General features: G+C 72.1%; 27 protein-coding genes and 1 tRNA gene. 14 read left to right on the forward strand and 14 right to left on the reverse strand.

Annotation, left to right across the window (positions count from 1 at the left end):
* Window positions 1-13 precede the first annotated feature (13 nt).
* From OG373_RS23275 to OG373_RS23285, 3 genes are all read left to right on the forward strand, one after another.
* A complete protein-coding gene (locus OG373_RS23275; protein ID WP_397730678.1) occupies window positions 14-271 on the forward strand; it encodes a hypothetical protein in 258 nt (85 codons plus the stop codon).
* The gene (locus OG373_RS23280) at window positions 229-2,370 is read left to right on the forward strand and encodes a SpoIIE family protein phosphatase (RefSeq protein ID WP_405440083.1); all 2,142 of its coding nucleotides are present in this window, start codon (window positions 229-231) and stop codon (window positions 2,368-2,370) included. The genes OG373_RS23275 and OG373_RS23280 overlap by 43 nt, the downstream gene beginning before the upstream one ends.
* Window positions 2,371-2,441: 71 nt before the next feature.
* On the forward strand, window positions 2,442-2,609 hold the full coding sequence (locus OG373_RS23285) for a hypothetical protein (protein WP_405440085.1): 168 nt from the start codon (window positions 2,442-2,444) through the stop codon (window positions 2,607-2,609).
* Window positions 2,610-2,655: 46 nt separating this feature from the next.
* On the opposite strand, the gene OG373_RS23290 is transcribed toward OG373_RS23285, so the two are convergent.
* Window positions 2,656-3,093 (reverse strand): DUF6299 family protein, encoded by a 438-nt coding sequence (locus OG373_RS23290; RefSeq protein ID WP_405440086.1) that lies wholly within the window; start codon window positions 3,091-3,093, stop codon window positions 2,656-2,658.
* 156 nt (window positions 3,094-3,249) lie between these two features.
* On the opposite strand from OG373_RS23290, the gene OG373_RS23295 reads away from it, so the two are divergent.
* Complete coding sequence (locus OG373_RS23295) at window positions 3,250-3,867, forward strand: hypothetical protein (protein WP_405440087.1); 618 nt, start codon at window positions 3,250-3,252, stop codon at window positions 3,865-3,867.
* A gap of 56 nt (window positions 3,868-3,923) precedes the next feature.
* Window positions 3,924-4,418, forward strand: coding sequence for a DUF5949 family protein (locus OG373_RS23300; protein WP_052872786.1), 495 nt, complete (start codon window positions 3,924-3,926; stop codon window positions 4,416-4,418).
* Window positions 4,419-4,725: 307 nt separating this feature from the next.
* Here the strand turns inward: OG373_RS23300 and OG373_RS23305 are convergent, their stop codons facing one another.
* Both OG373_RS23305 and OG373_RS23310 read right to left on the reverse strand, forming a co-directional pair.
* A complete protein-coding gene (locus OG373_RS23305) occupies window positions 4,726-5,979 on the reverse strand; it encodes a cytochrome P450 (protein ID WP_405440088.1) in 1,254 nt (417 codons plus the stop codon).
* Window positions 5,980-6,068: 89 nt separating this feature from the next.
* Window positions 6,069-7,235 carry a low temperature requirement protein A gene (locus tag OG373_RS23310; protein ID WP_405440089.1) on the reverse strand — a complete coding sequence of 389 codons (1,167 nt, stop codon included), beginning with the start codon at window positions 7,233-7,235 and terminating at the stop codon, window positions 6,069-6,071.
* Between the two features lie 271 nt (window positions 7,236-7,506).
* Between OG373_RS23310 and OG373_RS23315 the strand changes: the two genes are divergently transcribed.
* Window positions 7,507-7,719 (forward strand): hypothetical protein, encoded by a 213-nt coding sequence (locus OG373_RS23315; RefSeq protein ID WP_398669095.1) that lies wholly within the window; start codon window positions 7,507-7,509, stop codon window positions 7,717-7,719.
* A 22-nt stretch (window positions 7,720-7,741) separates the two neighbouring features.
* Here the strand turns inward: OG373_RS23315 and mscL are convergent, their stop codons facing one another.
* The 9 genes from mscL to OG373_RS23360 all read right to left on the reverse strand — a co-directional run bounded on the left by mscL (window position 7,742) and on the right by OG373_RS23360 (window position 15,413).
* Window positions 7,742-8,233, reverse strand: a complete 492-nt coding sequence (gene mscL, locus OG373_RS23320) for a large conductance mechanosensitive channel protein MscL (RefSeq protein ID WP_405440090.1) — start codon at window positions 8,231-8,233, stop codon at window positions 7,742-7,744.
* Window positions 8,234-8,356: 123 nt separating this feature from the next.
* Window positions 8,357-8,776: a hypothetical protein gene (locus OG373_RS23325; protein WP_405440091.1), complete on the reverse strand. Its 420-nt coding sequence runs from the start codon at window positions 8,774-8,776 to the stop codon at window positions 8,357-8,359.
* Window positions 8,777-9,017: 241 nt separating this feature from the next.
* Entirely contained in the window at window positions 9,018-9,821 is an 804-nt protein-coding gene (pyrF, locus tag OG373_RS23330; protein WP_405440092.1) for an orotidine-5'-phosphate decarboxylase, read from the reverse strand.
* Window positions 9,822-9,837: 16 nt separating this feature from the next.
* Window positions 9,838-10,395 carry a carboxymuconolactone decarboxylase family protein gene (locus tag OG373_RS23335; RefSeq protein WP_405440093.1) on the reverse strand — a complete coding sequence of 186 codons (558 nt, stop codon included), beginning with the start codon at window positions 10,393-10,395 and terminating at the stop codon, window positions 9,838-9,840.
* Window positions 10,396-10,494: 99 nt separating this feature from the next.
* Window positions 10,495-10,875 carry a hypothetical protein gene (locus tag OG373_RS23340; RefSeq protein WP_405440094.1) on the reverse strand — a complete coding sequence of 127 codons (381 nt, stop codon included), beginning with the start codon at window positions 10,873-10,875 and terminating at the stop codon, window positions 10,495-10,497.
* Window positions 10,876-10,887: 12 nt separating this feature from the next.
* The gene (locus OG373_RS23345; RefSeq protein ID WP_405440095.1) at window positions 10,888-11,721 is read right to left on the reverse strand and encodes an S-methyl-5'-thioadenosine phosphorylase; all 834 of its coding nucleotides are present in this window, start codon (window positions 11,719-11,721) and stop codon (window positions 10,888-10,890) included.
* A gap of 81 nt (window positions 11,722-11,802) precedes the next feature.
* A complete protein-coding gene (locus tag OG373_RS23350) occupies window positions 11,803-12,123 on the reverse strand; it encodes an FmdB family zinc ribbon protein (protein WP_405440096.1) in 321 nt (106 codons plus the stop codon).
* Between the two features lie 67 nt (window positions 12,124-12,190).
* Window positions 12,191-13,585 carry an MFS transporter gene (locus OG373_RS23355; RefSeq protein ID WP_405440097.1) on the reverse strand — a complete coding sequence of 465 codons (1,395 nt, stop codon included), beginning with the start codon at window positions 13,583-13,585 and terminating at the stop codon, window positions 12,191-12,193.
* Window positions 13,586-13,952: 367 nt separating this feature from the next.
* A complete protein-coding gene (locus OG373_RS23360; RefSeq protein WP_397730647.1) occupies window positions 13,953-15,413 on the reverse strand; it encodes a potassium/proton antiporter in 1,461 nt (486 codons plus the stop codon).
* 279 nt (window positions 15,414-15,692) lie between these two features.
* Here OG373_RS23360 and OG373_RS23365 point away from each other — a divergent pair, with 279 nt between their 5' ends.
* Window positions 15,693-18,539: a penicillin acylase family protein gene (locus tag OG373_RS23365; RefSeq protein WP_405440098.1), complete on the forward strand. Its 2,847-nt coding sequence runs from the start codon at window positions 15,693-15,695 to the stop codon at window positions 18,537-18,539.
* Here OG373_RS23365 and OG373_RS23370 read toward each other — a convergent pair.
* Entirely contained in the window at window positions 18,536-19,153 is a 618-nt protein-coding gene (locus OG373_RS23370) for a 5-formyltetrahydrofolate cyclo-ligase (protein WP_405440099.1), read from the reverse strand. The genes OG373_RS23365 and OG373_RS23370 overlap by 4 nt on opposite strands.
* Before the next feature lie 94 nt (window positions 19,154-19,247).
* Here OG373_RS23370 and galU point away from each other — a divergent pair, with 94 nt between their 5' ends.
* The 7 genes from galU to OG373_RS23405 all read left to right on the forward strand — a co-directional run bounded on the left by galU (window position 19,248) and on the right by OG373_RS23405 (window position 24,633).
* Entirely contained in the window at window positions 19,248-20,150 is a 903-nt protein-coding gene (galU, locus tag OG373_RS23375) for a UTP--glucose-1-phosphate uridylyltransferase GalU (protein ID WP_397730640.1), read from the forward strand.
* Window positions 20,151-20,154: 4 nt separating this feature from the next.
* Window positions 20,155-21,498, forward strand: coding sequence for a gephyrin-like molybdotransferase Glp (gene glp, locus OG373_RS23380; RefSeq protein ID WP_405440100.1), 1,344 nt, complete (start codon window positions 20,155-20,157; stop codon window positions 21,496-21,498).
* Window positions 21,499-21,571: 73 nt separating this feature from the next.
* Window positions 21,572-22,051, forward strand: coding sequence for a cyclic pyranopterin monophosphate synthase MoaC (gene moaC, locus OG373_RS23385; RefSeq protein ID WP_030012065.1), 480 nt, complete (start codon window positions 21,572-21,574; stop codon window positions 22,049-22,051).
* A gap of 20 nt (window positions 22,052-22,071) precedes the next feature.
* Complete coding sequence (locus OG373_RS23390; protein WP_397730872.1) at window positions 22,072-22,632, forward strand: molybdenum cofactor biosynthesis protein B; 561 nt, start codon at window positions 22,072-22,074, stop codon at window positions 22,630-22,632.
* A gap of 17 nt (window positions 22,633-22,649) precedes the next feature.
* Window positions 22,650-23,270 carry a GNAT family N-acetyltransferase gene (locus tag OG373_RS23395; protein WP_397730637.1) on the forward strand — a complete coding sequence of 207 codons (621 nt, stop codon included), beginning with the start codon at window positions 22,650-22,652 and terminating at the stop codon, window positions 23,268-23,270.
* A 179-nt stretch (window positions 23,271-23,449) separates the two neighbouring features.
* The gene (locus tag OG373_RS23400) at window positions 23,450-24,481 is read left to right on the forward strand and encodes a hypothetical protein (protein WP_405440101.1); all 1,032 of its coding nucleotides are present in this window, start codon (window positions 23,450-23,452) and stop codon (window positions 24,479-24,481) included.
* 78 nt (window positions 24,482-24,559) lie between these two features.
* Window positions 24,560-24,633, forward strand: a tRNA-Ala gene (locus OG373_RS23405).
* A 168-nt stretch (window positions 24,634-24,801) separates the two neighbouring features.
* Here OG373_RS23405 and OG373_RS23410 read toward each other — a convergent pair.
* Complete coding sequence (locus tag OG373_RS23410; protein ID WP_405440103.1) at window positions 24,802-25,788, reverse strand: aldo/keto reductase; 987 nt, start codon at window positions 25,786-25,788, stop codon at window positions 24,802-24,804.
* Window positions 25,789-25,829 lie beyond the last annotated feature (41 nt).

Genomic DNA, 25,829 nt, shown 5'->3' on the forward strand with positions numbered 1-25,829 from the left:
AGAGGGGTCCGTGATGAGCTCGGAGCGAGGGCAGGGCCGCGGCTGGGTACGCATTCCAGCCAGCCGTGGGGAACAGCCCGCCAGGGCCAGGGCCGGCGGGTACGACCGGGCCCCGTACGCGGGTCCGTACGCGACGGCCTCGCACGCCGACCAGCCCACGATCTACCTCTCCATGGTCAAGCGCTGGCGGGAGGCCGGGCGCACCCTTCCGGGGCATCCTGACGAGGAATGGGAGAGGCTGATCTCCCAGCCGTGCTGGCCCGGCCGTTAGGGGGTGTGGACGTGGCAGCGGCGGAACGCGACGGACCCGAGCCCGTCCGGCGGTCCCGCGCGACCCTCCCCGGGGAGCGGTTCGCGCTCAACGGGATGGGCAGTCTCGAATGGGACCTGGGTGCCGGGACGGTGGTGCTGGACGAGGCCGCGCTGGAGGTCTTCGACCTCGGCCCGGAGGAGTTCGACGGCACCGTGCCCGGGGTCGGACTGCGCGTCCCGCCCGCGGACGGGGTCCGGCTGACCGAGATCATCGAAGGGGTCCTGGCCGGCGGCGGGGACACGTACGGCGCGTACTTCATGGTGCAGCGGCGCGACGGCCGCGACCAGTGGACGCACACCGCGGGCCGGCTGCTCCGGGACGCCGCGGGGCAGCCGGAGCGGATCGTGGGGATCGTCCGGGACGCCACGGCGGAGCTGGCCCAGGCGACGCTGCTGCGCAAGCTGGAGGCGGCCCGCGCCCAGCAGACCACGATCGTGCAGCGGACCACGGAGGCCCTGTCGCGGGCGGTGACGGTGGACGACGTCACGGCCGCGCTGACCGGGGCGGGCGCGCTGGAGCGGCTCGGTGCGGACGGGCTGGCCCTGGGACTGGTCGAGGGCGGCACCATCAAGATCATCGCGCTGAGCGGGGAGTCGCTGGACATCCTCAGCGAGCGCCGGTTCACCCGGCTGGACGGGTCCCTGCCGCTGTCGCAGGCGGTGGTCACCCGGCAGGCACGTTTCGTCACCTCGCTCAGCGAGCTCGACGGCGAGTTCCCGCTGCTGTCGGAGTACCTGGACCGGATCCAGTACGACGCGGCCGCCTACCTGCCGCTGATCGCGCAGGCCAAGGCCATCGGCGGGCTGGTCCTGTTCTACCGGCGCCGCAGTGAGTTCAGCCCGGAGGAGCGCAATCTCTGCCTGGGCCTGGCGGGCATTGTGGCCCAGTCCCTCCAGCGGGCGCTCCTCTTCGACCAGGAGCGGGAGTTCGCGACCGGCCTGCAGGCCGCCATGCTGCCGCGCCGGATCCCGGAGATCACCGGCGGCGAGATCGCGGTCCGCTACCACGCCGCCTGGAGCGGGCGGGAGGTCGGCGGGGACTGGTACGACGTGATCGCACTGCCCCGCGACCGCGTCGGCGTCGTCGTGGGCGACGTCCAGGGCCACGACACGCATGCGGCAGCCATCATGGGCCAGCTGCGGATCGCGCTGCGGGCGTACGCGGGGGAGGGCCATCCCCCCTCCACCGTGCTGGCGCGGGCCTCGCGCTTCCTTGCCGAGCTCGACACCGAACGCTTCGCCACCTGCATGTACGCGCAGGTGGACCTGGAGACGGGCGGCATCCGGGCGGTCCGCGCGGGCCACCTCGGCCCGCTGATCCGTCACACGGACGGGCGTACGGGCTGGCCCAAGGTGCGCGGTGGCCTGCCGCTCGGGCTGGCCACGTTCTTCGAGCACGAGGAGTTCCCCGAGACCCGGCTCGACCTGGTTCCCGGGGAGACGCTGGTGCTGTGCACGGACGGCCTCGTGGAGGAGCCGGGCACCACCATCACCGCCGGGATGGACGCCCTCGCCCAGGCGGTGCGCAGCGGCCCCCAGGGCGCCGGGCCGCTCGCCGACCACCTCTCGGACCGGCTCTGGGAGCGCTGGGGCTCGGGGGACGACGTGGCCCTGCTGGTGCTGCGCCGGGCCCCCGACCCGGGCACCCACCGCGCGCCGCGCATCCACCAGTACGTCCACCAGGCCGACCCGGAAGGCCTCTCGGAGGCGCGCTACGCGCTGCGCCAGGCCCTGCGCGACTGGGGCATGCCGGATCTCGCCGACGACGTGGAGCTGGCGGCCGGGGAGCTGCTGGTCAACGCCCTGCTGCACACCGACGGCGGGGCGGTGCTGACCATGGAGGTGCTGCCGGAGCCGGTCCGCAGGATCCGGTTGTGGGTCAAGGACCGCTCCAGCGTGTGGCCGCGCCGGCGCAGCCCGGGCGAGGCGGCCACCACCGGGCGCGGGCTTCTGCTGGTGGACGCGCTGGCCACGCACTGGGGCGTGGAGTCCCGGGGCGACGGCAAGGCGGTGTGGTGCGAGTTCGACGCCGGGGACGCCCCCCGGAGCGCGGGGTGACCGGACGATCACCCCGGGTTGTGGGGTGCCGGGGGCGGGGCGATGATGCGAGCCATGGAACGGATCGTGTTGTGCGCGGGCTGACCAAGGCGGCCGTGACGGGCGTCCTGGCCGCGCTGCTGCTCGTGGCCGGGGTGCCGGCCGTCGTGGACCGGGCGACGGGGCGACCCCATGCGGACCCCGAATGCCAGTCGGTGGCCTTCATGTCGATGACGGACGTCGCCCCCGACTGCCGGTAGCGGCGGCTACCGGCCCCGGGCACGTGCCCCGGGCCCGCCGCACCGCTCAGCGCTCGCGGACCTCGACGTCCTTGGTGTCCTGCGCGACGGTGGTCACCGACCGCGGCATCAGGCCCGAGAGCCGCACCTCCTGGAGCTCCGCGGTGACCACCGCGTGCCCCCGGTGCACGTTCACGAAGGCGCCCGGGGCGTTGGCCACCCAGCGGCGCTCCTGGCCGTCGCAGACGAGCTGCTCCGCGCCGATGCTCAGCCGGCCACTGCCCTCCTGGGCGAGGGTCGCCTTGATCTGCATCGCCCCCATGGGTGACGCCTGCTCGCAGTGGTACTTCCCGGAAAGGGTGACGGCGCCGTCGTGGGCGACGTAGGCGTCCTGTACGGAAATCCCCTGTTCGAAAACGGTGGCACCGGCCGGAGCGGTGAAAAGCGTGGTGGCGGCCAGTGCGGAGAAGGCCGCGAGGGACATTCTGCGGGCGGAGCTGCGCATTCATTCCTCCAGGTGTGTCGGACGGCGGGATTCCGCCGGAACGCATTGTGCTGGCAGCCGGGCGTACGCACTTGCTCCGCGCGCTCGTGTCGTTGAGTGCGATTTGCAGGTCGGGGGCGTGAGACTGACCGAAATACGTCCCAGAAGGGATCCCGCATGCGCCAGCCCGCCTCCCCCGGCCCCGCCTTCGCTCTTCGCCCCGCCCTCGCCGCCACCGCCCTCCTCCCGCTCCTCCTGTTCGGCTCCACGGGCTGCCGGAGCGCACCCGAGGGTGCGGCGCTCGCCCCTGCTGCCGCGCCCGCGGTCCCGGTGGACGACGGGGTGCCGGGCGCGGCGGAGGAGCCTGTACGGCCCGGAGCGAAGGATGCCCATGTGGGTGACCCCGTTCGGGTGCACGCCCGGCAGGTCGGCCGGCACCTCCAGGTCGAGCTCGGGGCGTTCGTGGACCCGGCGATCAGTGTCGAGAAGAACTTCGTCCCGCCCGCCGGGAAGCGCTGGGTGGCCGCCTCGATGTCCTTCGTCAACGTGGGCGGGGCCTCGTACGGGGCTCTCGGGCGCATGTGGGCGCACGACAGCGCGGGGCAGCGTCACCCGGTGGTGAAGACCGGCGAGCTGACGACCGGCAAACCGATCGTCTTCGATTCCCTGGAAGTCGGTGAGCGGGCCGAGGGGTGGGTCGTGTTCGAAATCCCGGAAAGCGCGCGCATTGTGCGCCTCCAGTACCAGGACGCGAACATGCAGACGAATTCCGGAGAGGGATTCTGGGCCGTCTAGCCCGGCCGGGTGAAGGGCCGTGAAAGGCCCGGCGGATAGACCACTAGGGTGCGCGCATGACTTCTACTCAAGCCGAAATCGACCGGTCCCAGCTCGGCACCCTTTCGGTGCTCGCCTGGATCGGTGATCCCGAAGAGGCGCACGACATCCCGTACCTCCTCGCCTACACCCTCGGTGACGGCCCGCAGGGCCGGGAGGCGGGCGAAGCGGCCGCCCGCGGGCTGCTGGAGGAGATCGGCCTGCCGATCGGCGACGTGGTCATGGACGGCACCCTCAAGGCGGCCACCTTCCCCGTGCAGATCCTGCTGGAGGGCAACCAGATCGCGCTCACCCTGCCCGGGATGAACGCGCGCTGCACCGCCCCCGACGAGTGGGTCGCCGCGGCCGACGAGAGCGGGCAGGCGTACTTCCTCTTCGCCACCCGTGCCTGGCCGGAGGCGGTCCCGGGCCGGCCGGTCGCGCCGGAGACCCTGCAGGCGTTCGCGGGCGACGAGTCGGTGCTCACCAGCAGCGCCCACTGCGTCCTCGCCGTGCGGCGCGTCCAGCGCTAGGCCGTCTCTTTCGGATCTTGCCGGGCCCGCGACGTCCGGCACCGCACCTCGCTGCGTTGTCGGGCCCGCCCCGGTACGTCCGGTACAAGGACGACCCTCCGCCTTGCGATGCTTCCCCTCGGCCCCTGCGGGCCTGGGGAGACCCCATGGCACCGGACGCCGCGGGCTCGGCCGACAAGATCCGAAAGAGACGGCCCAGGCCCCATCATCCGGGCGCCGGCCCCACCCGCTCCGGCCGCCGGGCTCCCAGCCTGCCCGGTGGCCGGTTCCGCCCTTCCGTGGGAGGGACGGGGGCCGCGGGCCGCGGTCAGGGGCGTTCGAAGGCGAACCTCAGCGAGCGGACCCGGTTGTCGAAGTTCGACCCCGCCAGGTCCGGCAGCCCCACCGCGCGCAGCCCGACCGGCCGGGTCAGCAGCTCGCGGAACAGCGCCTTCATCTCCACCCGGGCCAGGTGCGCGCCCAGGCAGAAGTGCGGGCCGCCGCCGCCGAACCCCAGGTGCGGATTGGGCGAGCGGGTGATGACGAAGGCGTCGGGGTCGGGGAAGACCGCCTCGTCGCGGTTGGCGGAGGCGTAGTAGAGGACCACCTTGTCGCCCGGCCGGAACAGGTGCCCGTCCATGGTGTGCTCGGCGGCCACGGTCCGGCGGAACTGGATGATCGGCGTCGAGTGACGGATCATCTCGTCCACCGCGCCGTCCGCGTACGCCTCGAAGTCCGAGAGCAGCAGGTCCCGCTGGTCCGGGTGATCGGTCAGCAGGGTCAGCCCGTGAGTGATCGCGTTCCGGGTGGTCTCCACCCCGGCGACCATCAACAGGGAGAAGAAGGCGCCGAGCTGGCGGGCCCCGAGGGCCTGGCCGTCGACGTTCGCGCACACCAGCGCCGAGATCAGATCGTCGGTGGGGTTCTTCCGGCGCTCCCGCCCGATCCCCGCCACCACCCGCTGCATCCGGGCGAGCGCGCGCAGACCGCGCCCCGGCATCCGCAGCCGGGAGGCCAGGCCCCGCTCCACCCCGATGTTCTCGGAGGCGTGGTTGACGCGGTCGGCGATCTCGGCGCGGTAGCGCTCCGGGATGCCCATCATGTTGCAGATGACCTCCAGGGGCAGGCGGGAGGCCACGGCGGAGACGAACTCGTCGGGCTGCCCGGCCAGTACGTCGTCCACGATGCGGGCGGCCACGGCGTGGATGTCGGCCTCGGCGGCGGCCAGCAGGCGGGGTGTGAAGGCGCGCTGCACGATCTTGCGCAGCTGGGCGTGGTCGGGGCCGTCCAGATTGACCATCGAGTCCCCGAAGAGGGCCCGCACCCAGCGGGCCGGCTCGGGAGTGGTCACGCCGGGGGCGCTGGCGAAGACCTTCGGCAGCCGACTCGCCTCCTGCACCTGGGCGTGGCGTACGAGGGCCCAGTGGCCGGGGCCGGACCCCTCCGGGACGTGGACCGGGCCCTCGGCCGCGCGCAGCCGGGCGAAGGCGGCGAGGCGGTGGGCGGGGGGCTGCTGCCAGAAGCCTGGCTCGGCCAGCTCCCTGCCGGGGTCGGTGCCGTGGCGTTGTGCCGGGAGTGTCAAGGCAGGGCCTCCAGTCGGTGCGCGTCGTTCTGCGCTGGAGAACGGTGTCGGGGGCGCGGGAGTGACGGCTCGGGGAGCCTGCGGGCGAGTCAGACGACGGCGGTGGCGCCGGCGTCGGCACGCGTGGACAGGGTCAGGCCGACCGCCACCGTCAGCACCCCGACGAGGCCCGCCCACAGGACGGCGTAGACCCCCGTCCAGGTGCAGGCGAGCGTCACCAGGGCGGACACCGGCAGGACCAGCTGCTGGGCGAGGCCGCGCTTGAAGTGGCGCGAGTGCAGCAGCCACACCATCAGCAGGAACAGTGCGGTCGGGACCATGACGGCGGCGTTCGCGGCGACCTGGGAGATGTGCGCCTTGCCGACCGCGTGCTCGACGGCGACCTCGATGCCGGCGCCGATCGCCGCGCCCGAGGCGAAGATCAGCAGGTGCCCGTACCCCCACGGGATGGCCTCGCGGTTGGACGTCAGGTGCTCGTGCATCGGCACGGCGAAGTAGATCCACCACGCGGCGAAGACGATCAGCAGCCCGCCCGCCGCGATGGGCAGCAGCTGGTCCAGCGCCTCGTGCTCGTCGATCGCGGACTTGACGGCCACCGTCGCCGCGGCGATCGTCTCGCCGAGCACGATGATGGTGAACAGGCCGTACCGCTCCACGATGTGGTGCGCGTGCCAGGGCGTCCGGTGCCCCCGCTCGGCGATCACCGGAACCGCCAGCTCGGCGAGGAGCAGGACGACGAACAGCCAGCGCTTCATGTCGTCCGGGACGAACAGCAGGCCGATCCAGCCCAGCTGACAGACCACCAGCCCGGCCGCGTACTTCAGCGCCGCCGTCCGGGCCTGGCCCTGCTCGCAGGAGGCGGCCCGCAGCCACTGCGACGTCAGGGCGACGCGCATGATGATGTAGCCGGTGACGGCGACCGCCCAGTCGTTGTCGTCGAAGGCCCGGCTCACCCCGGCCGCGTACACGAGCACCCCGGCGATCTGCACGAGCGTCGCGATCCGGTACGGGACGTCGTCCACGTCGTAGGCCGAGGCGAACCAGGTGAAGTTCATCCAGGCCCACCACACGCCGAAGAAGACGAAGAAGTAGCCGATGACCCCGGTGCCGGGATGGCCCTCCGCGAGCGAGTGCACCAGCCGGGCTCCGGCCTGCGCGATCGCGACGACGAAGCAGAGGTCGAAGAACAGCTCCAGCGGGGTGGCGGCGCGGTGCGGCTCGTAGGGGCTGCGAGCGGTCATGGGGGTGTAGGCCATACCGGCCAGGAGACCAGAGGGAGGTACCTCCGGCGGGGCGGACGCGCGGCCCGTATGCCCCGTGTGCCCCGGGCGGATGCCTGATCGTGCCGCTGCCGTGGCTGGGCTTCGCGGTGCGGAAACCGGACCCCCGTGCGGCACGACGGCGGCCGTCGCCGCCTGCGGCTTCCACGCCGCCGGCCCGGCCGTGCGCCGCCGGTTCCACGCCCGCACGGGGCCGAGGCGCCCGACCGGGCCGGGCCGGGGGCCGGGCCGGCCGTACCCTGGAGGCATGAGCAGCACCCCCGCCCCCGAGCCGCAGTCCCCGCGCCCCGCCCCCGAGGCGGACCGGCCCCGCCCGAAGCCGAGGCTGGTCTTCGACGACCCGCTGGACCAGCAGTCCTCGGACGACACCGACCGGGGCTGGGGCGAGCGGCCGCCCGCCGGAGGAAGCGCGGCCGACCTGGCCCGCTTCCTCGACGAGAAGCCCCCGCACCACATCTGACCGGCCGAGGCGGCCGGGGCGGTCAGAACCTGTCGCGCGCACCGGTCGGGGCCGCGCCATTGACTCGCTGTGTGACCAGCGCGTCGCGGATCTCCTTGAGGACCTCCAGCTCGGTGATCTCCATCGTCTCCTGCACACCCTGGCGCGCCTTGCGACGGGCCTCCTGCTTGGCGAGGTACTTCGCCATCGGCAGCACCATCAGGAAGTACACGACCGCGGCGGTGATCACGAAGGTCAGCGTCGCGTTCAGCACCGAGCCCCAGAGGATCTCGACACCCGTCGGCTGGCCGTTCGCGCCGATACCGCAGGGCGCCTTGAGGCAGGACTTGTAGCCGTCCAGGCTCTGCGTGCCGACCGCGCCCACCACCGGGCTGATGATCCCCTTGACCACCGAGTTCACGATGTTCGTGAACGCGGCGCCGATGACCACGGCCACCGCCAGGTCGACCACGTTGCCGCGCATCAGGAAGGCCTTGAAGCCTGCCAGCACGCTCTCCTTCTTCTTCTCGCTCACCACTGAGCCTTTCTTCACATGTGCCGAACACGGAGCCAACGGTTCCGAAAGCTACGGCAGGCCGGGTGTGTCGTGTCCAATCGGGCCCCGCCCCGAGGTGACTTGACTGGCCCTGTGTACGAATCAGCACAGCGTCACCGCCAGTCGCGTCGTGGCACCCGCACCCACGAGAACCCGCGCGGTGTCCCGCGGCACGGACAGCACCACCAGCGCCCCACCGTCCGCAACACCTTTGTCGGGATCGGGAACTTCGGCAACCCGCGCCCCGGCGGCCACCACCCTGGGCGGCCCGGTCCGCTCCGCCGCGACCACGTCCACCCGGTCCCCGGGCCGCAGCAGTCGCACGGTCGCGGCGTCCGCGATGCGCACCGGCGCCGACACCATCCGCACCGCGGCGGGTGGAGCGCCCCGGGCGACCCGCGCCCCGGGCGGCGCGGCGCCCCGCGAGGCCTGCGCCTCCGTCCCGCCCACCGCCAGCGCCGCCGCCACGACGGCCAGCGCGGCCGAGACGACCCGCCGCCGGCGCCGCACGGCACGGCGCAACCGGTCCCCGCCCCGCCCCACCCGAAGCGGCGGGAACGGCGGGACCGGGCGCGCGGGGGGACACACGGAGGAAGTCGAAGAGGCCGTGGAACAAAGAGACATGACGAACACCACCAGACGGAGTGAGGAGCCGGGCCCGGACCCGGTGCCCGGACACGTCCCACGATCCGGCCTCCCGGGGAATCCCGCCGGAGCCTGTGGACGATCCCCGGCCTGTGGACAACCCCGTCACCCGCAAGGGTCACCCAGCGGCCCGTACCACCCGTCGCAGCGCCGCCACCGGATCCGCCGCCCGGCTGACGGACCGGCCCACCACCACGTGCGAGGCCCCGGCCGCGAAGGCCGCCCGAGGCGTCCCCGGCCGGGCGTGCCCGCCGGCCGTCCCTCCGGAGCCTCCCGCGCCCCGGCCGCCCCGGCCGCCCTCGACGCCCTCGGTGCTCTCGGCGCCCTCCGGCTCCAGGGTCACCCCCGGTGTGACGATCAGCCGGTCGGGCCCCAGCAGCTCGCGCAGCACTCCGGCCTCTCGGGGTGATGCGATGACCCCGTCGCATCCGGCGCCCACCGCCAGCCGTGCCAGCCGCAGCACCTGCTCCTCCGTACCCGCGTCGACGCCGATGTCCGCCAGGTCGCTCCCGGTCATGCTCGTGACCACCGTCAGCGCGAGCACCCGGAGCCGCGGGAACTCCCGTGCCGCCTCCACCGCCGCGGACATGATCCCCGTACCGCCCATGGCGTGCACGGTCACCATGGACGCGCCCAGCGCGCCGGCGGCCCGGACGGCGCCGGCCACGGAGTTCGGGATCTCGAAGAGCTTCAGGTCGAGGAAGACCTCGTGCCCCCGCCCGACGAGGTCCCGTGCGAGTCCGGGACCGGCGGAGGTCAGCAGCTCCAGGCCGATCTTGTAGGAGCCGCAGGCGTCGCCGAGGCGATCGACGAGTGCCTCGGCGGCCCGGCGGTCGGCGAAGTCGAGGGCGACGATGACCCTGCGATCGGCGGGGGCGGCGGCGGGGGTGACGGCGATGGCCGGGGCGGGGTCCGTGTTCACGCCGTCATTGTCGAGGTCATCGCCCGGTCGGGACCCGGCAGGCCTCCGAGAAGCCCTGACTGGTCAGGCCGAAGGCGCTGTTGACGCGCGAGCGCCAGTTCTCCAGGGCGACCGTCGCGGTCAGCTCGACGAACGCCTCCTCGCCGAGCCGCGCGATCAGCTCCCGTGCGAGCTCGTCCGTGACCGTCGGCTCGGTCTCCGTCATGGCCTCGGCGTACTCCATGACCAGCAGTTCCAGCTCGGTGAACACCTCCGGGGCCTCCCGCCACCTCGGCACCCGTTCGATCTTCTCCACCGGCACGCCCAGCTCGTGGCCCTCCCAGTAGCCGAAGTCCATGCACCACGAGCAGTTGATGCGGGCCGCCGACGCCATCACCGCGAGGTGCTTGAGCCCGGCGTCGAGCGCCTTCCACTTCGCCGCGCTCCGCTCCAGGCGGACGTAGGACAGCAGTACCTGCGAGTGGTGCCCGTACGCCTGGCCCGGGTCGAGCACCTTGCCGTAGGAACGGCGCGAGTACCAGGAGCCGATGCGCAGGAGGAGGGTGCGGGGCGGGGTGAGCGAGATACGCGGCATGACAGTCATCTCCCGGGCAGGGGCGGCCTTTTTCCGCCTTCACCAGGGAGGACCGGACAGCCGGTCCGGATGTGACAGCCGGCCGCTACGCGCTCTCCGCTACGCGCTCTCCGCGGCGGGCGCCAGCCCGAGCGCGCCGAGCAGCCGGTCCGCGAGGTCTTCCGCGAAAGCCTCGGAACCGGTGAGAGCAGCCCGGATCCCCTCGCGGTCGGCGGTCAGCCCGGCGTCGGCCGCCCAGGCGAGCGCGCCCGCCAGGGCCGGCTCGACCGGGAACCGGTCGACGGATATCTCGTAGTCCTCCGTGGTGTCCCGGTTCAGCAGCGCCTTCCAGCGGCCCCCGGAGAAGGTGGCGGCGTCGACGAAGCCGACGTCACTGTCGAGGTGGTCCACCGTGAACACCGGTGCGCCGGTGCGCCGCGCCGGTGCCGGGGCGAGGCCGCCCAACTGGTCGGCGCAGTAGACCGCCGCAGAAGCCGCCACTGACAGCGGTCCCTACGGGAGCTCGATGCCCAGGTCCCAGCCGTCGTGGGCGTGCGTGCACAGGCAGTCCCGGGTCTCCGTGGCCGGCAGGGCCGCCACCGCGTCGAAGAGGACCTCGCGCAGCCGCCCGACGTTCTCGCCGAACACCTTCAGGACCTCCGTGTGGGACACCCCCTCGCCGGTTTCGGCGCCCGCGTCCAGGTCCGTGACCAGGGACATCGAGGTGTAGCAGAGCCCCAGCTCACGGGCGAGGACCGCCTCCGGGTGACCGGTCATGCCGACCACCGACCAGCCCGCCGCCGCGTGCCAGCGCGATTCGGCGCGCGTCGAGAACCGGGGTCCCTCGATGACGACCATGGTGCCGCCGTCCACCGGCTCCCAGCCGCGCCCCCGGGCCGCGGCCAGTGCCACGGACCGGCCCACCGGGCAGTAAGGGTCGGCGAAGGTGGTGTGCACGACGTTCGGAACGGAGCCGTCCGGCAGCGGCTCGCCGTCGAAGAAGGTCTGGGCGCGGGCCTTCGTGCGGTCGACCAGCTGGTCGGGAACGAGCAGCGTGCCCGGCCCGTACTCCGCTCGCAGGCCGCCGACCGCGCACGGGCCCAGCACCTGTCGCACCCCGACGGAGCGCAGGGCCCACAGGTTGGCCCGGTAGTTGATCTTGTGCGGCGGGACGGTGTGACTGCGCCCGTGCCGGGGGAGGAAGGCCACCCGGCGCCCGCCCAGCTCACCCATGTACAGGGAGTCGCTCGGGGGTCCGTACGGGGTCTCCACCTGGATTTCGGAGACGTCCTCCAGGAAGGAGTAGAAGCCCGAACCGCCGATGACACCGATCTCTGCGTTCACCATGCGGTCCACCCTAAGGCCCTGCCGTGGGCATGCCGAAGGCCCCGCTGCCGCTACGGCGGGCGGGGCCTCGGGGAGAAGCGATCAGGCGGCCGACGTGGAGCTGCTGCTCGACGAGCTCGACGAAGTCGAGGCGGACGAGGCGGCCGGAGCGGCGGCAGCGGTCGACGTCGAGGACGACGAGGAGCCGGACGACGGCTTCGAGGCAGGGGTGCTGCTCGACGACGCGCCACGGCTGTCGTTCCGGTAGAAACCGGAGCCCTTGAAGACGATGCCGACCGCGGAGAACACCTTCTTCAGGCGTCCGTCGCAGCTCGGGCACACGGTCAGTGCGTCATCGGTGAACTTCTGCACGGCCTCAAGGCCCTCACCGCACTCGGTGCACTGGTACTGGTAGGTCGGCACGAATTTCCTCCTGGCACTCTGACTCAATGAGTGCTAACGACGCTCCATGGTGACGTATTCCGGCGGATCAGTCCACCGTCACCGGCACGCGGTGACCCATCCCACGCTCGTTCACCCGGTTACGGGAGCCCGACGGGCCGGTGGCGGGGGCGGTGGCCGGGGCATGTGCCCGGCCCTTCGCCGGGGCCTCCGTACGGGCCGCGGGCGCGGCCTCCTGCGCGGACGCGTTCACGATCCGGCTCGGGGCCGTCGGGGCCAGCTTCGCCCGCAGCGCCAGCAGGGCGGCCAGCGCGAGCGCGGTGGCACCCATGGGCACCAGGAAGCCGTACGAGGATCCGTGCGCGTCCGTCAGGCGGCCGGCCAGGATGACGGCGACGGCCTGACCGAAGGCGATCGAGCCGGTCAGCCAGGTGAAGGCCTCGGTCCGGGCGCCCGCGGGGACCAGCTGCTCGACCATCGTGTAGCCGGTGATCAGCGCCGGGGCGATGAACAGGCCGACGACCAGGCCGAGCGCGCCCAGCAGGATCATCGAGTTCGCCGCCCACAGGACGGACGCGGCGGCGGTGAGGCCGATGTAGCCCAGGATCAGCCGGCGGCGCGGGCCGATCTTCCAGGCGATGGCGCCCATCGCGATGCCGGCGATCATGTTGCCCGCGGCGAAGACTCCGTAGAGCAGGCCGTTGGCGCCGGGGTTGCCGATCTCGTTGGAGAAGGCGGCGAGCGAGACCTGCATGCCGCCGAAGACGGCGCCGATCCCGAGGAAGGCGAAGATCAGGACGCGCAGGCCGGGGAAGGACAGCGCGAAGGCGCGCTTCTCACCGGTGACGGGCGGGGCGTGCGTCTTGGGCTGGGTGGCCCGCTGGGCCGCGAAGAGCAGGCCGCCGAGCAGGGTCAGCGTGGCCTCGGTGACCAGGCCGGCCGCCGGGTGGACGCCGGTGCACAGCGCGGTCGCGAGGACCGGGCCGACGACGAAGGTGAACTCGTCGGTGACGGACTCGAAGGCGGCGGCCGTCGGCAGCAGGGGCGAGCCCTCCAGCTTGGCGGCCCAGCGCGCCCGGACCATCGGTCCGACCTGCGGCACCGAGGCACCGGTGGGTACGGCGGCCAGCGCCAGGGCCCAGACCGGTGCGTCCAGCAGCGCGAGCGCGGCCAGGCCGGTGACGGCGGCGGAGTGCGCGAGGACCACGGGCAGCAGGACGGCGGTCTGGCCGAAGCGGTCGGTGAAGATGCCCATCAGCGGGGCGGACAGGGCCATGGAGATACCGGTGACGGCGGCGACGATGCCGGCGATGCCGTAGGAACCGGTGGTGTGCTGGACCAGCAGCAGGATGCTGATGGTCAGCATTCCGAAGGGGAGTCGCGCTGCGAAGCCGGGGAGTACGAAGCCGAGGGCGCCGGGAGTGCGCAGGAGCTGCCCGTAGCCGGGGCGGGCGGACGTGTCGGTCGTGACCGCGGATGTCACGGCCTTGCCTTTCCGCTGCCTGGTAGAGCTTCCCCGTCTGCGGACGGTGCTTCGCCTTGTGAGCGGCCGCACCCGTACATGTGGGAGCCCCGAGAGCTGTCCTCTTGCGCAGAACCGAGTGATACCTGGGCGCCCCACTGTGGGTGGTGCCACGGCCGCTTTGCGGTCGCGCCAGCTCTGCGTCAGGCAGAGTTGGTTCGATCTGGTGTGCCTTCATCGTACAGGGAAACCCACTACCACGCCCTGTGAATTCGGTGACAGGGGGTGTCTTCACCTGGGATTAACGGCAGCTTCGCATGTAAAGAGCCCGGAAAAGCGGGCAAAAGCGGGCATATCTCGGCGAATTCGGCCGAATTAGAACGACGCTCTAATGCGAAACGGGCCCGCCCGTGCCCAGCCACCCCGCGAGCTTGCCGCCCCGGGCCACCGCCCGCAGCCGCGTCTCCGCCGCGTCCCGGACCGGATCCGTGGCCACCACCAGCAGCTCGTCCCCGCGCCGCAGCACGGTCGACGGCGCCGGTACGAAGCTCTTCGCGTCCCGGACCACCAGCGTGACCGAGGCCCCCGGCGGCAGCCGCAGCTCGCTCACCTCCACGCCGTGCATCCGCGAGGCCGGCGGGATGGAGAAGGAGAGCAGGTGGCCGCGCAGCTTCTCCAGCGGCGCCGACTCGATCCCGAGGTCGGACGCGCCCTCGTCGCCGTTGCCGAGGTTCAGTTTGCGCGCGAGCCAGGGCAGGGTCGGGCCCTGCACCAGGGTGTAGACGACGACCAGTACGAAGACGATGTTGAAGACGCGGTCGCTGCCCTGGATCCCGGAGACCATCGGGATCGTCGCCAGGATGATGGGTACGGCGCCGCGCAGGCCCGCCCACGACATCAGCACCTGTTCCTGCCAGGAGATCCGGAAGGGCAGCAGGCTGATGAAGACCTCCAGGGGCCGCGCCACCATCGTGAGCACCAGCCCGATGACCACCGCGGGCCAGAAGTCGCGGACCAGCTCGTGCGGGGTGACCAGCAGGCCCAGCAGTACGAACATGCCGATCTGGGCGATCCAGCCGAGCCCGTCGGCGAACCCCCGGGTGGCCGGCCAGTGCGGGAGCTTCGCGTTCCCGAGCACCATCGCCGCCAGGTACACCGCGAGGAAGCCGGAGCCGTGCGCGATCGCGCCGGCCGCGTACGCCACGATGGCGATGGCCATCACGGCGATCGGGTAGAGGCCGGAGGCGGGCAGCGCCACGTGCCGCAGGCCGTAGGCGCCCAGGAAGCCCACGGTCAGGCCGATCGCGATGCCGATCGCCAGTTCGAGGGCGATCTTGCCGATCAGGACGTACCACTCGTCCACCGGGCCGACGGTCGAGAAGGCCACGACCAGGATGACGACGGGTGCGTCGTTGAAGCCGGACTCGGCCTCCAGGACGCCCGTGATCCGGGTGGGGAGCGGGACCTTCCGGAGCACCGAGAAGACGGCCGCGGCGTCGGTCGAGGAGACGACCGCACCGATCAGCAGGGCCTGCCGCCATTCCAGTCCGACGAGATAGTGCGCCCCTGCCGCCGTCACGCCCACGCTGATCGCAACGCCCACCAGGGAAAGCACGACCGCGGCCGGCAGGGCCGGCTTGATCTCTTTCCACTTCGTGCCCAGACCGCCCTCGGCAAGGATCACGACCAGCGCGGCATAGCCGATGACCTGGGTCAGCTCGGCATTGTCGAATACGACGTTGCCGATGCCGTCCTGTCCTATCGCGACGCCTATGCCGAGGTAGATGAGCAGGCTGGGGAGGCCGCTGCGCGAAGAGATGCGCACCGCCGCGACCGCGACGAGCAGCACGAGCGAGCAGACCAGCAGCAGCTCATTGAGCGTGTGGACAGTCAGCGGGCGGCCCTCCTCAATGCGCCCGGTGGACCGATCCTCCCGGGCGACAAGTTCGGCAAGTAGTTCGTTACCTTACCTAATCTTTGACGCGCCCTTTACGCGATAACCACATTGTGAAACGCCTGTTCGCCCCTGTCCTCGTCAGCTCCACCCCTGGCGGATCAACGAAGTCGGTCCTGCGCCTATGGTTGCTCCCAGCACTCCCAGGACCACCCTGCCCCTCTAAGGACAGCGATGCCCGCCAACGAAACCGCTCCTCCCGTCAAGAAGAAGGGACGACGCGCCCGTCTGATCGTGCTCGTCCTGGTCCTGGCTCTCGTCGCGGGCCTCGGCTACGGGGCGTACTGGAGCGTGGACGGCGTGCGCGCCTCCTTCCCCCAGACGACCGGCTCCCTGAAGGTGCCGGGCCTGACCGGGACCGTCGAGGTCAAGCGCGACGCCCGAGGCATTCCCCAGCTCTACGCGGACAGTGACGACGACCTCTTCCGCGCGCAGGGCTTCGTGCACGCGCAGGACCGCTTCTGGGAGATGGACGTACGACGTCACATGACGTCCGGACGGCTCTCCGAGATGTTCGGCTCCGGCCAGGTCGAGACGGACGCCTTCCTGCGCACGCTGGGCTGGCGCCAGGTCGCCCAGGCCGAGTACGACAAGAAGCTCTCGGAGGAGACCAAGAAGTATCTGCAGGCCTACGCCGACGGGGTCAACGCGTACCTGAAGGGGAAGTCCGGCAAGGACCTCTCCGTCGAGCACGCCGCCCTGAAGCTCAGCGACGACTACCGGCCCGAGCAGTGGTCGCCGGTGGACTCGGTGGCCTGGCTCAAGGCGATGGCATGGGACCTGCGCGGCAACATGCAGGACGAGATCGACCGCGCCCTGATGGCCACCAAGCTCTCGCAGGCGCAGATCGACGAGCTCTACCCGCCGTACCCCTTCGACCGGAACAAGCCGATCGTCGAGGGCGGCAAGGTCGACGGCGGGAAGTACACCCCGCAGGGCGGCGCCGCGGGCGGCGGCTCGGGCACCGGGACCGGATCCGGCAGCGGCAACGCCGTCGGGACCCAGACCGTGACCCCCACCGGCAACGGCACCGGCCTCGCCGACAACGCCACCGCCCAGGGCGCGACCGTGGGCCTGCGCACCCAGCTGACGGCACTCGCCGACACCCTGGACAAGGTCCCGGCGATCCTCGGCCCCAACGGCAGCGGCATCGGCTCGAACTCCTGGGTCGTCTCCGGCAAGTACACGACCACCGGCAAGCCGCTGCTCGCGAACGACCCGCACCTGTCCCCGCAGCTGCCCTCGGTCTGGTACCAGATGGGCCTGCACTGCCGCACGGTCTCGGCCCAGTGCCAGTACGACGTGGCCGGCTACACCTTCTCCGGCATGCCCGGCGTGGTCATCGGCCACAACACCGACATCGCCTGGGGCATGACCAACCTCGGCGCCGACGTCACCGACCTCTACCTGGAGCAGGTCAAGCCCGAGGGCTACGTCTACGACAACAAGGTGCTGCCCTTCACCACCCGTGAAGAGGTCATCAAGGTCGCGGGCGGCGCCAGCAAGAAGATCACCGTCCGCACCACCAACAACGGCCCGCTCGTCTCCGACCGCAGCGAGGAGCTCGCCACGGTCGGCACCCGAGCCCCCGTCGCCAGTGCCGCCCCCGACCGCGGTGACGGGTACGCCGTCGCCCTGCGCTGGACGGCGCTGGACCCGGGCAGGACGATGGACGCGGTCTTCAAGCTCAACCGGGCCAAGGACTTCGCGGCCTTCCGGGCGGCCGCCGCCGAGTTCGAGGTGCCGTCCCAGAACCTGATCTACGCCGACAACAAGGGCACCGCGGGCAACATCGGCTACCAGGCTCCGGGCCGGATCCCGGTGCGCGGCCAGGGCGACGGCCGGATGCCCACCCCGGGCTGGGACTCCAAGTACGCCTGGAAGGGCGGCAAGGACGGCAACGCCGGCTACATCCCGCAGAACGAGATGCCCTGGGACTACAACCCGTCCCGCGGCTACATCGTCACCGCCAACCAGGCGGTCGTGGAGACCGGGACCGGCGCGGGCAAGTACCCGTACCTGCTGACCACCGACTGGGGCTACGGCGCCCGCAGCCAGCGGATCAACGACCTCATCGAGGCGAAGATCAAGGACGGCGGCCGGATCTCGACCGACGACATGCGCACCATGCAGATGGACAACAGCAGCGAGATCGCCGCGCTGCTGACCCCGATGCTCTCGAAGATCGAGATCTCGGACCCGGGCGTGCGCGCCGCGCAGAAGCTGCTGGACGGCTGGAACTACACCCAGGAGTCCGACTCGGCCGCCGCGGCCTACTTCAACGCGGTCTGGCGCAACATCCTGAAGCTGTCCTTCGGCGACAAGATGCCCAAGGAGCTGCGGCTCGAGGGCAGCTGCATGAACGTCCTCGGCAACGGCACCGGCCCGGCCGACGACCTCGCCAAGACGGTCCGCGAGTGCGGTACCCGCGACGCGGACTCGGCGCAGCCCGACGGCGGCGACCGCTGGTTCGAGGTGGTCCGCCGCCTGGTCAAGGACGAGAAGTCGCCGTGGTGGAGCGCACCCGCCAAGGGCCTGAACAAGCCGGCCACCACCACCCGCGACGAGCTGTTCGCGCGGGCCATGGCGGACGCCCGCTGGGAGCTGACCGCCAAGCTCGGCAAGGACCAGTCCACCTGGAGCTGGGGCCGCCTGCACCAGCTGACGCTGAAGAACCAGACCATCGGCACCGAGGGCCCCGGCTTCATGCAGTGGCTCCTCAACCGCGGCCCGTGGAACCTGGGCGGCGGCGAGGCCACGGTCAACGCGACCGGCTGGAACGCCTCCAGCGGGTACGGGGTCACCTGGGTGCCCTCGATGCGGATGGTCGTGAACCTCAACGAGCTCGACAAGTCGCGCTGGATCAACCTGACGGGTGCCTCGGGGCACGCGTACAACGCGCACTACACGGACCAGACGACGATGTGGGCCAAGGGCGAGCTGCTGGAGTGGCCCTTCGGCAAGGACGCCGTCGAGAAGGCCACGGTCGACACCCTGACCCTCACGCCCGGGGGTTCCTAGGGCCGGCTGAAGCGGCGCACCCCTGACGGGGTCGCCACCGCCTGCACGGGGTGGTCGTGCGGTTCCTCCGGGACCCGCGCGACCACCTCGTCGTCGTAGAGGAGCACGACGAGCGCGGGATGCGCCCCGGCGCGCTCCAGCCGCTCCAGCACCCGGTCGTAGCTGCCCCCGCCGCGGCCCAGCCGCATGCCGCGGCCGTCCACCGCGAGCCCGGGCAGCAGCACGGCGTCGGCCCCGGTCACGGCATCCGGTCCGAGCGCGGGGCCGGTCGGCTCCAGCAGCCGCATCTTCCCCGGGTGGGCGGCCTCGGCGAGGCCGTCCGGGCCTTCGTACGCCGCCCAGTCGAGGTCGTTGTCGGGCAGCAGCAGGGGGAGCAGCACCCGCTTGCCGGCCGCGCGCAGGGCGTCGAGGAGCTCGCGGGTGCCGGGCTCGGTGCCGATCGAGACGTACGCCGCCACCGTGCGGGCATCGGCCAGTTCGGGCAGTTCGAAAGCCCTGACGGCGAGTGCGGTGGCCGCCGTACGGCAGTTCTCGGGCGACAGGGCGCGGCGCGCGGCGAGCAGTTCTCGGCGCAGCCCGGCCTTGATGGAGACGGTGTGCGGGTTCTCGGCCACGAGGAAATCAAATATCCTTCCCAATCGGTAAATACCGGTATCTACGTGCTGCCATCTCGTCTGGCGTTCGACAGAAGCCACTATCGTTCGGGGCATGACTATGTTGCACCCCGTGATCAAGAAGGCCGTGATTCCGGCCGCCGGCCTCGGTACTCGCTTCCTCCCCGCGACCAAGGCGACCCCGAAGGAAATGCTCCCGGTTGTGGACAAGCCGGCCATCCAGTACGTGGTGGAGGAGGCTGTGGGGGCCGGACTCGACGATGTACTCATGATCACTGGGCGTAACAAGCGTGCCCTGGAAGACCACTTCGACCGGAACTACGAGTTGGAGTCGGCCCTCATCGCCAAGGGCGACGACGACCGCCTGAAGAAGGTCCAGGAATCCAGCGACCTGGCCACCATGCACTACGTCCGCCAGGGCGACCCGCGGGGCCTGGGCCACGCGGTGCTGTGCGCCGAGCCGCACGTCGGCCGCGAGCCCTTCGCCGTCCTGCTCGGCGACGACCTCATCGACCCGCGTGACCCGCTGCTGCGTCAGATGGCCGACATCTACGCCCGCACCGGCGGCACCGTCATCGCGCTCATGGAGGTCGACCCGGCCAACGTCCACCTCTACGGCTGTGCCGCCGTCGAGGCCACGGACGAGGACGACGTGGTCCGCATCACCGGCCTCGTCGAGAAGCCGGACCCCCAGGACGCCCCCAGCAATTACGCGGTTATTGGACGCTACGTCCTCAACCCCGCGATCTTCGACATACTGCGGGAGACCGAGCCGGGCCGCGGTGGGGAGATCCAGCTCACCGACGCCCTGCAGAAGCTGGCCGCCGACGAGACCGTCGGTGGTCCGGTGCACGGCGTGGTCTTCCGGGGCCGTCGCTACGACACCGGGGACCGCGGCGACTACCTGCGGGCCATCGTCCGCCTCGCGTGCGAGCGCGAGGACCTGGGCCCCGAGTTCCGCACCTGGCTTCACCGTTACGTCACGGAGGAGATGTAGCACCTTGAGCAGTTCCGCACCGCAGGACACCGGCCACCGTCTGTGGTCCGTGGACGAGCACCTCGCGGACGTCCTCTCGGCCGTCCGGCCGTTGGAGCCCATCGAGCTCCAACTGCTGGACGCCCAGGGCTGTGTCCTGGTCGAGGACGTGACCGTGCCCGTCGCCCTCCCGCCCTTCGACAACAGCTCCATGGACGGCTACGCCGTCCGCACGGCCGATGTCCAGGGTGCGAGCGAGGAGTTTCCCGCGGTGCTGACGGTCGTCGGGGACGTCGCGGCGGGCAGCGGTGAGCTGCCCACCGTGGGCCCCGGCGAGGCTGCCCGGATCATGACCGGCGCCCCGCTGCCGCCCGGCGCGGAAGCCGTCGTACCGGTCGAGTGGACCGACGGCGGTACGGGCGGCGGCGCGGCCGCCGGGATGATCCCGGCCAGCGCCGCCCCCGAGCACGCGGGCGGAGAGGTACGGGTGCACCGCGCCGCCGAGGCGCGCGCGCACGTCCGTGCGCGCGGCAGCGACGTACAGGCCGGCGACCTGGCGCTCGCGGCCGGCACGGTCCTCGGGCCGCCGCAGATCGCCCTGCTGGCCGCCATCGGGCGCGGCACCGTACGGGTACGGCCGCGCCCCCGCGTGGTGGTCCTGTCCACCGGCAGCGAGCTGGTCCAGCCCGGCGAGGCGCTCACCGCGGGCACCATCTACGACTCGAACAGCTTCGCGCTGGCCGCGGCCGCGCGGGACGCCGGAGCCATCGCCTACCGGGTCGGCGCCGTCGCGGACGACGCCGACACCCTGCGCGCCACCATCGAGGACCAGCTGATCCGGGCCGACCTGCTGGTCACCACGGGCGGGGTCAGCGTCGGCGCGTACGACGTGGTCAAGGAGGCGCTGTCCTCCGTCGGGCAGTCCGACGAGGGCGAGGACGTCGACGGCGGCGGGATCGACTTCCGCAAGCTCGCCATGCAGCCCGGCAAGCCGCAGGGCTTCGGCTCGATCGGCCCGGACCACACCCCGCTGCTGGCGCTGCCCGGCAACCCGGTGTCCTCGTACGTCTCCTTCGAGCTGTTCGTGCGCCCCGCGATCCGCGTCCTCATGGGGCTGCCGGAGTCCGAGGTGCGGCGGCCGAGCGTGCGGGCGGTGCTGTCGGCCGACAAGGCGCTCGGCTCCCCGGCCGGCCGCCGCCAGTTCCTGCGCGGCAAGTACGACGCGCAGAGCGGGACGGTCAGCCCGGTCGGCGGATCGGGCTCCCACCTGATCGCCGCGCTGGCGCACGCCGACTCCCTGATGGTCGTACCGGAGGACGTCACCTCGGTGGAGCCCGGGAGCGAGCTGGAAGTGATCCTGCTCGGCTGAAGCGGTGCCGGTGCGGGTAGCGTGTGTCGCACCACACAGGCTCCTCGGGGGCCCAGAGCGGAGCGGCGCAGCAATGAGTACCGAGAGCAGGCTCACCCACATCGACGAGGCCGGCGCGGCCCGGATGGTCGACGTGTCCGGGAAGGACGTCACCACCCGGACGGCACGGGCCAGCGGACGCGTACTCGTCGCCCCGCGGGTGATCGAGCTGCTGCGCGGCGAGGGTGTGCCCAAGGGCGACGCCCTCGCCACCGCGCGGATCGCCGGGATCATGGGCGCGAAGAAGACGCCCGACCTGATCCCGCTGTGCCACCCGCTGGCGGTCTCGGGCGTCAAGGTCGACCTGCGGGTCGCCGACGACGCGGTCGAGATCCTCGCCACCGTGAAGACCACCGACCGCACCGGCGTCGAGATGGAGGCGCTGACCGCCGTCGCGGTCGCCGGCCTCACCGTGATCGACATGGTGAAGGCGGTCGACAAGGGCGCCGTCATCACGGACGTCCGGGTGGAGGAGAAGACCGGCGGCAAGTCCGGCGACTGGGCGCGCTCGTGAACGCCCCGCGCGGCGGCGAGGTGCACAGCCACAGCCATGCCGCTCCTGGCGAGGCTGCGGCGGCGCCCGTACAGCCGCTCGGCCGGGCCCTGGTCGTGACGGCCTCGAACCGGGCCTCGCAGGGCGTGTACGCGGACAAGGGCGGCCCCCTGCTCGCGGAGGCGCTGGAGCAGCTCGGATTCACGGTGGACGGCCCGCGGGTCGTCCCGGACGGCGATCCCGTGGAGCAGGCGCTGCGCGAGGGCGTGGCCGCCGGGTACGACGTCATCCTGACCACCGGCGGGACCGGAATCTCGCCGACCGACCGCACTCCGGACGCCACCGCGCGCGTGCTGGACTACGAGATCCCGGGCATCCCGCAGGCCATCCGCGCCGAGGGGCTGGCGAAGGTGCCGACCGCGGCCCTGTCCCGGGGCCTCGCGGGCGTGGCCGGGCACACCATCGTCGTCAACCTCCCCGGCTCGACGGGCGGGGTGCGCGACGGCCTCGCCGTCCTGTCCCGCGTCCTGCCGCACGCGGTCGACCAGATGCGGGGCGGGGACCACCCCAGACCGGCGGCGCCCTCCGGGAGCACGAGCTGAACGGCCCGACCTGGCCGGTGGTCCTGGCGGACGGCGATGTCACGCTCCGGCCGATAAAGCTGCGGGACCAGAAGGCCTGGCGCGAGGTCAACCGGCGCAACCGCGACTGGCTCCGGCCGTGGGAGGCCACGATTCCGCCGCCCGCGCCGTGGGGGCCGGTGATCCAGCGGCCCACGTACCGCCAGATGGTCCGCCATCTGCGGGCGGAGGCGAACGCCGGCCGGATGCTGCCCTTCGTCATCGAGTACCAGGGCCGCCTGGTGGGCCAGTTGACGGTCGCCGGGATCACTTGGGGCTCGATGTGCGCGGGCCACATCGGCTACTGGGTGGACCGTGAGGTGGCGGGCCGCGGAGTGATGCCGACGGCGGTCGCGCTGGCGGTGGACCACTGCTTCGGGAAGGTCGGCCTGCACCGGATCGAGGTGTGCATCCGCCCCGAGAACACGCCGAGCCGGCGGGTCGTGGAGAAGCTGGGCCTGCGCGAGGAGGGACTGCGTCCGCGGTACCTCCACATCGACGGCGCCTGGCGCGACCACCTCGTCTACGCGGTCACGGTGGAGGAGGTCCCGGAAGGGCTGCTGCGCCGCTGGCACCGGGCCCGGCACGCGCAGTCCCCGCCGAAGTCCCCGCCGAAATAGCGGGGCAGCACCGAGCGGCGATAAGCGAATATCTGTTCGAATTAATGCCCTCGGGTAACCGATTCGCCCATAACCTGATCCGAAGAATCACAAAAAAAGTCCGTGATATCAGCGAGATCGCGCGACACACCGGCCCAATTGGCCGATCCCCTCGGCCGCGCCCCTCTACGGTGTGAGGTGTGAGCAGCAGCGGCCTCATCTACGCAGTCATTGTCGGGGCCTGGGCCGCCTACTTGGTGCCCATGTGGCTCCGGAGGCAGGACGAGCTGAACGAAGCCCGTCCGACGGAACGCTTCTCCACTGCCATTCGGCTGCTTTCCGGCCGAGCGGGAATGGAGCGCCGTTACGCCAAGGGGCTGCGTGAGCGCGGTGACGAGCAGGCGGAGCCCCAGCCCCACGCGGACCCGGACGCCGCGACGGAAAAGGTTGATTCCGTCGACGCCGACGCCCGGGCCTTTGTCGTGCCCCCGACCAGGGCGGAGTCGAGACCGGCCGCCGCCGAACGGGAGCAGCGCGCGGAGCGGGCCCGGCGCGAACAGCGCCTCCAGGTCCTCGCACGGCGCCGGCGCACGACCGCGCTCCTGTTCCTGGTCTTCACCCTCGGCGCCGTCGTCGCCGCGGTCGGGGGCCTGCGCTTCCTGTGGGCGCCCGCCGTGCCCGCCCTCCTGCTGAGCACGTACATCGTGCATCTGCGGGTCCAGGAGCGGCGGCGCTACGAGTTCACGATGGACCGGCGGCGCGCCGAGGCGGCCGCGCGGCAGCTGCGGGAGAACCGCCCGAGCCGCCGTGAGCCCGAGGCGGCGCCCGGCGGCGAACCGGACCCTGCGCCACCGGTTTCCCCGCAGGAGGCCGGACGGCGCGCCCTGGTCGAGCAGACCGACCACGCCGAGTGGGTGGACCAGCAGCGCGAGCGCGAACGCGGCCCCGCCCGCGGTGACAGCTGGGAGCCGGTCCCGGTCCCGCTGCCGACATACGTGACGGCCCCGGTGGCACCCCGGGCGACCGGCCCCACGGCCCCGGACGCCTGGAGCGCGACCCGCTCCAGCACGGCCGAGCCGACGGAACCCCGCCTGCGCGCCCAGCCCGGCCCTGCGAAGCCGGACCCGAAGCCGCAGACCACCACCCCGCGCCCCCGCGGCCAGGGCAAGGGGCGCACCCCGCTGTTCGACCAGTACGAGGGCGAGGACCGCCCGCGCGCCGCGAACGAGTGATCGGTGACCTGCGCGGACGCTCCGGGATATCGGTTTTGGAGCACCCGCGCGGGGATGCTAATGTTTCACACGTCGCAAGGGCCTGTGGCGCAGTCTGGTAGCGCACCTCGTTCGCATCGAGGGGGTCTGGGGTTCAAATCCCCACAGGTCCACAAACGACAGTTCGCGAGTAGCTCTCGGAACGTCACGAGATCCCGTCCGGTCGAAAGACCGGGCGGGATTTCGGCGTTCACAGGGTCATCCCCGTGGCGGCGACGGTCGCGGGCGCACGCTGCGCGGTCGGGGCCGACAGAACTCGATCGGCCCTCGCCGCACCGCGTTCAGTTGGCGGCGTCGAGTCGCGCGCGCTGGTCCGGGGTGAGGTCGATGTCCACCGCCGCCAGGCTCTCCTCCAGCTGGGCCACCGACGAGGCGCCGACCAGGGGGAGGACCGGGATGTCCCCGCCCATCAGCCAGGACAGCACCACCTGGTTGACGGTGGCGCCGGTCTCGGCCGCCACCTCGCGGACCGCGCGCAGCCGCGGCTCGGTGCCCGCGTGGTCGAAGCCCGGGCCCAGCGGCTTGTCCTCGCGGACGTACGCGCCGGCGATCAGCGGGGAGTACGAGACCTGCGTCAGCGACGGGTTGTCCCGCAGGTAGCTGAGCAGGTCCCCGCTGACCAGGCCCTGGTTGCCGTCCGGCGAGCGCAGGCTCGGGAGGTCGGTGCGCTGGCGCAGGTAGCTGTGGTGATGCTGGAGCACCTCGTACCCGGGTACGCCGGCCGCCGCGGCCAGCGCACGGGCGCGCTCCACGCGCCACGCCCAGTGGTTGCTGGCGCCGAGCAGGCCGGCCGTGCCGTCCGCGACGACCTCGGCGAAGCCCCGGACGGTCTCCTCCAGCGGGGTGTTCTCGTCCATGATGTGCGCGTACAGCAGGTGGATGCGCTCGATGCCGAGCCGCTCCCGGCTGCGCTCCGCGGACTCCCGGATGACCTTCGCGGACAGGCCCTCCACGTCGAGGCTGAAGCCGCTGGTGGGCCGGAGCGGGCGGGCGCCGAGCTTGGTGGCGACGGTGATCCCGTCGCCGACGCCACGGCTGCGCAGCCAGCGGCCGACCAGCTCCTCGCTCTCGCCGCCCTGGGTGCCGTTGACCCAGAAGGCGTAGTTGTTGGAGGTGTCGATGAAGGTGCCGCCCGCCTCCGCGAAACGGTCGAGGATCGCGTACGAGGTGGCCTCGTCGACGGTGGTTCCGAAGGTCATCGTGCCCAGGCTCAGCACGCTCACCTCGCGGCGGGTCTCGGCGGCGGTGCCTATCACGCGGTACTTCACGGTGGAGCCTTTCGGCGCGAGGGGGTGTTTCCCGAGAACGT

Source organism: Streptomyces avidinii (assembly GCF_045161815.1).
Lineage (GTDB): Bacteria > Actinomycetota > Actinomycetes > Streptomycetales > Streptomycetaceae > Streptomyces > Streptomyces avidinii.

Bases quoted from the DNA above. Each gene is read 5' to 3' on its own strand.
- moaC (WP_030012065.1), top strand. From the start codon at position 21,572: ATGAGTACCGAGAGCAGGCTCACCCACATCGACGAGGCCGGCGCGGCC.
- OG373_RS23310 (WP_405440089.1), bottom strand. From the start codon at position 7,235: ATGGCCTACACCCCCATGACCGCTCGCAGCCCCTACGAGCCGCACCGC.
- OG373_RS23280 (WP_405440083.1), top strand. From the start codon at position 229: ATGGGAGAGGCTGATCTCCCAGCCGTGCTGGCCCGGCCGTTAGGGGGT.
- OG373_RS23345 (WP_405440095.1), bottom strand. From the start codon at position 11,721: ATGGTGAACGCAGAGATCGGTGTCATCGGCGGTTCGGGCTTCTACTCC.
- galU (WP_397730640.1), top strand. From the start codon at position 19,248: ATGACTATGTTGCACCCCGTGATCAAGAAGGCCGTGATTCCGGCCGCC.
- OG373_RS23365 (WP_405440098.1), top strand. From the start codon at position 15,693: ATGCCCGCCAACGAAACCGCTCCTCCCGTCAAGAAGAAGGGACGACGC.
- OG373_RS23290 (WP_405440086.1), bottom strand. From the start codon at position 3,093: ATGCGCAGCTCCGCCCGCAGAATGTCCCTCGCGGCCTTCTCCGCACTG.
- OG373_RS23335 (WP_405440093.1), bottom strand. From the start codon at position 10,395: ATGCCGCGTATCTCGCTCACCCCGCCCCGCACCCTCCTCCTGCGCATC.
- OG373_RS23300 (WP_052872786.1), top strand. From the start codon at position 3,924: ATGACTTCTACTCAAGCCGAAATCGACCGGTCCCAGCTCGGCACCCTT.
- OG373_RS23315 (WP_398669095.1), top strand. From the start codon at position 7,507: ATGAGCAGCACCCCCGCCCCCGAGCCGCAGTCCCCGCGCCCCGCCCCC.
- OG373_RS23275 (WP_397730678.1), top strand. From the start codon at position 14: ATGAGCTCGGAGCGAGGGCAGGGCCGCGGCTGGGTACGCATTCCAGCC.
- OG373_RS23295 (WP_405440087.1), top strand. From the start codon at position 3,250: ATGCGCCAGCCCGCCTCCCCCGGCCCCGCCTTCGCTCTTCGCCCCGCC.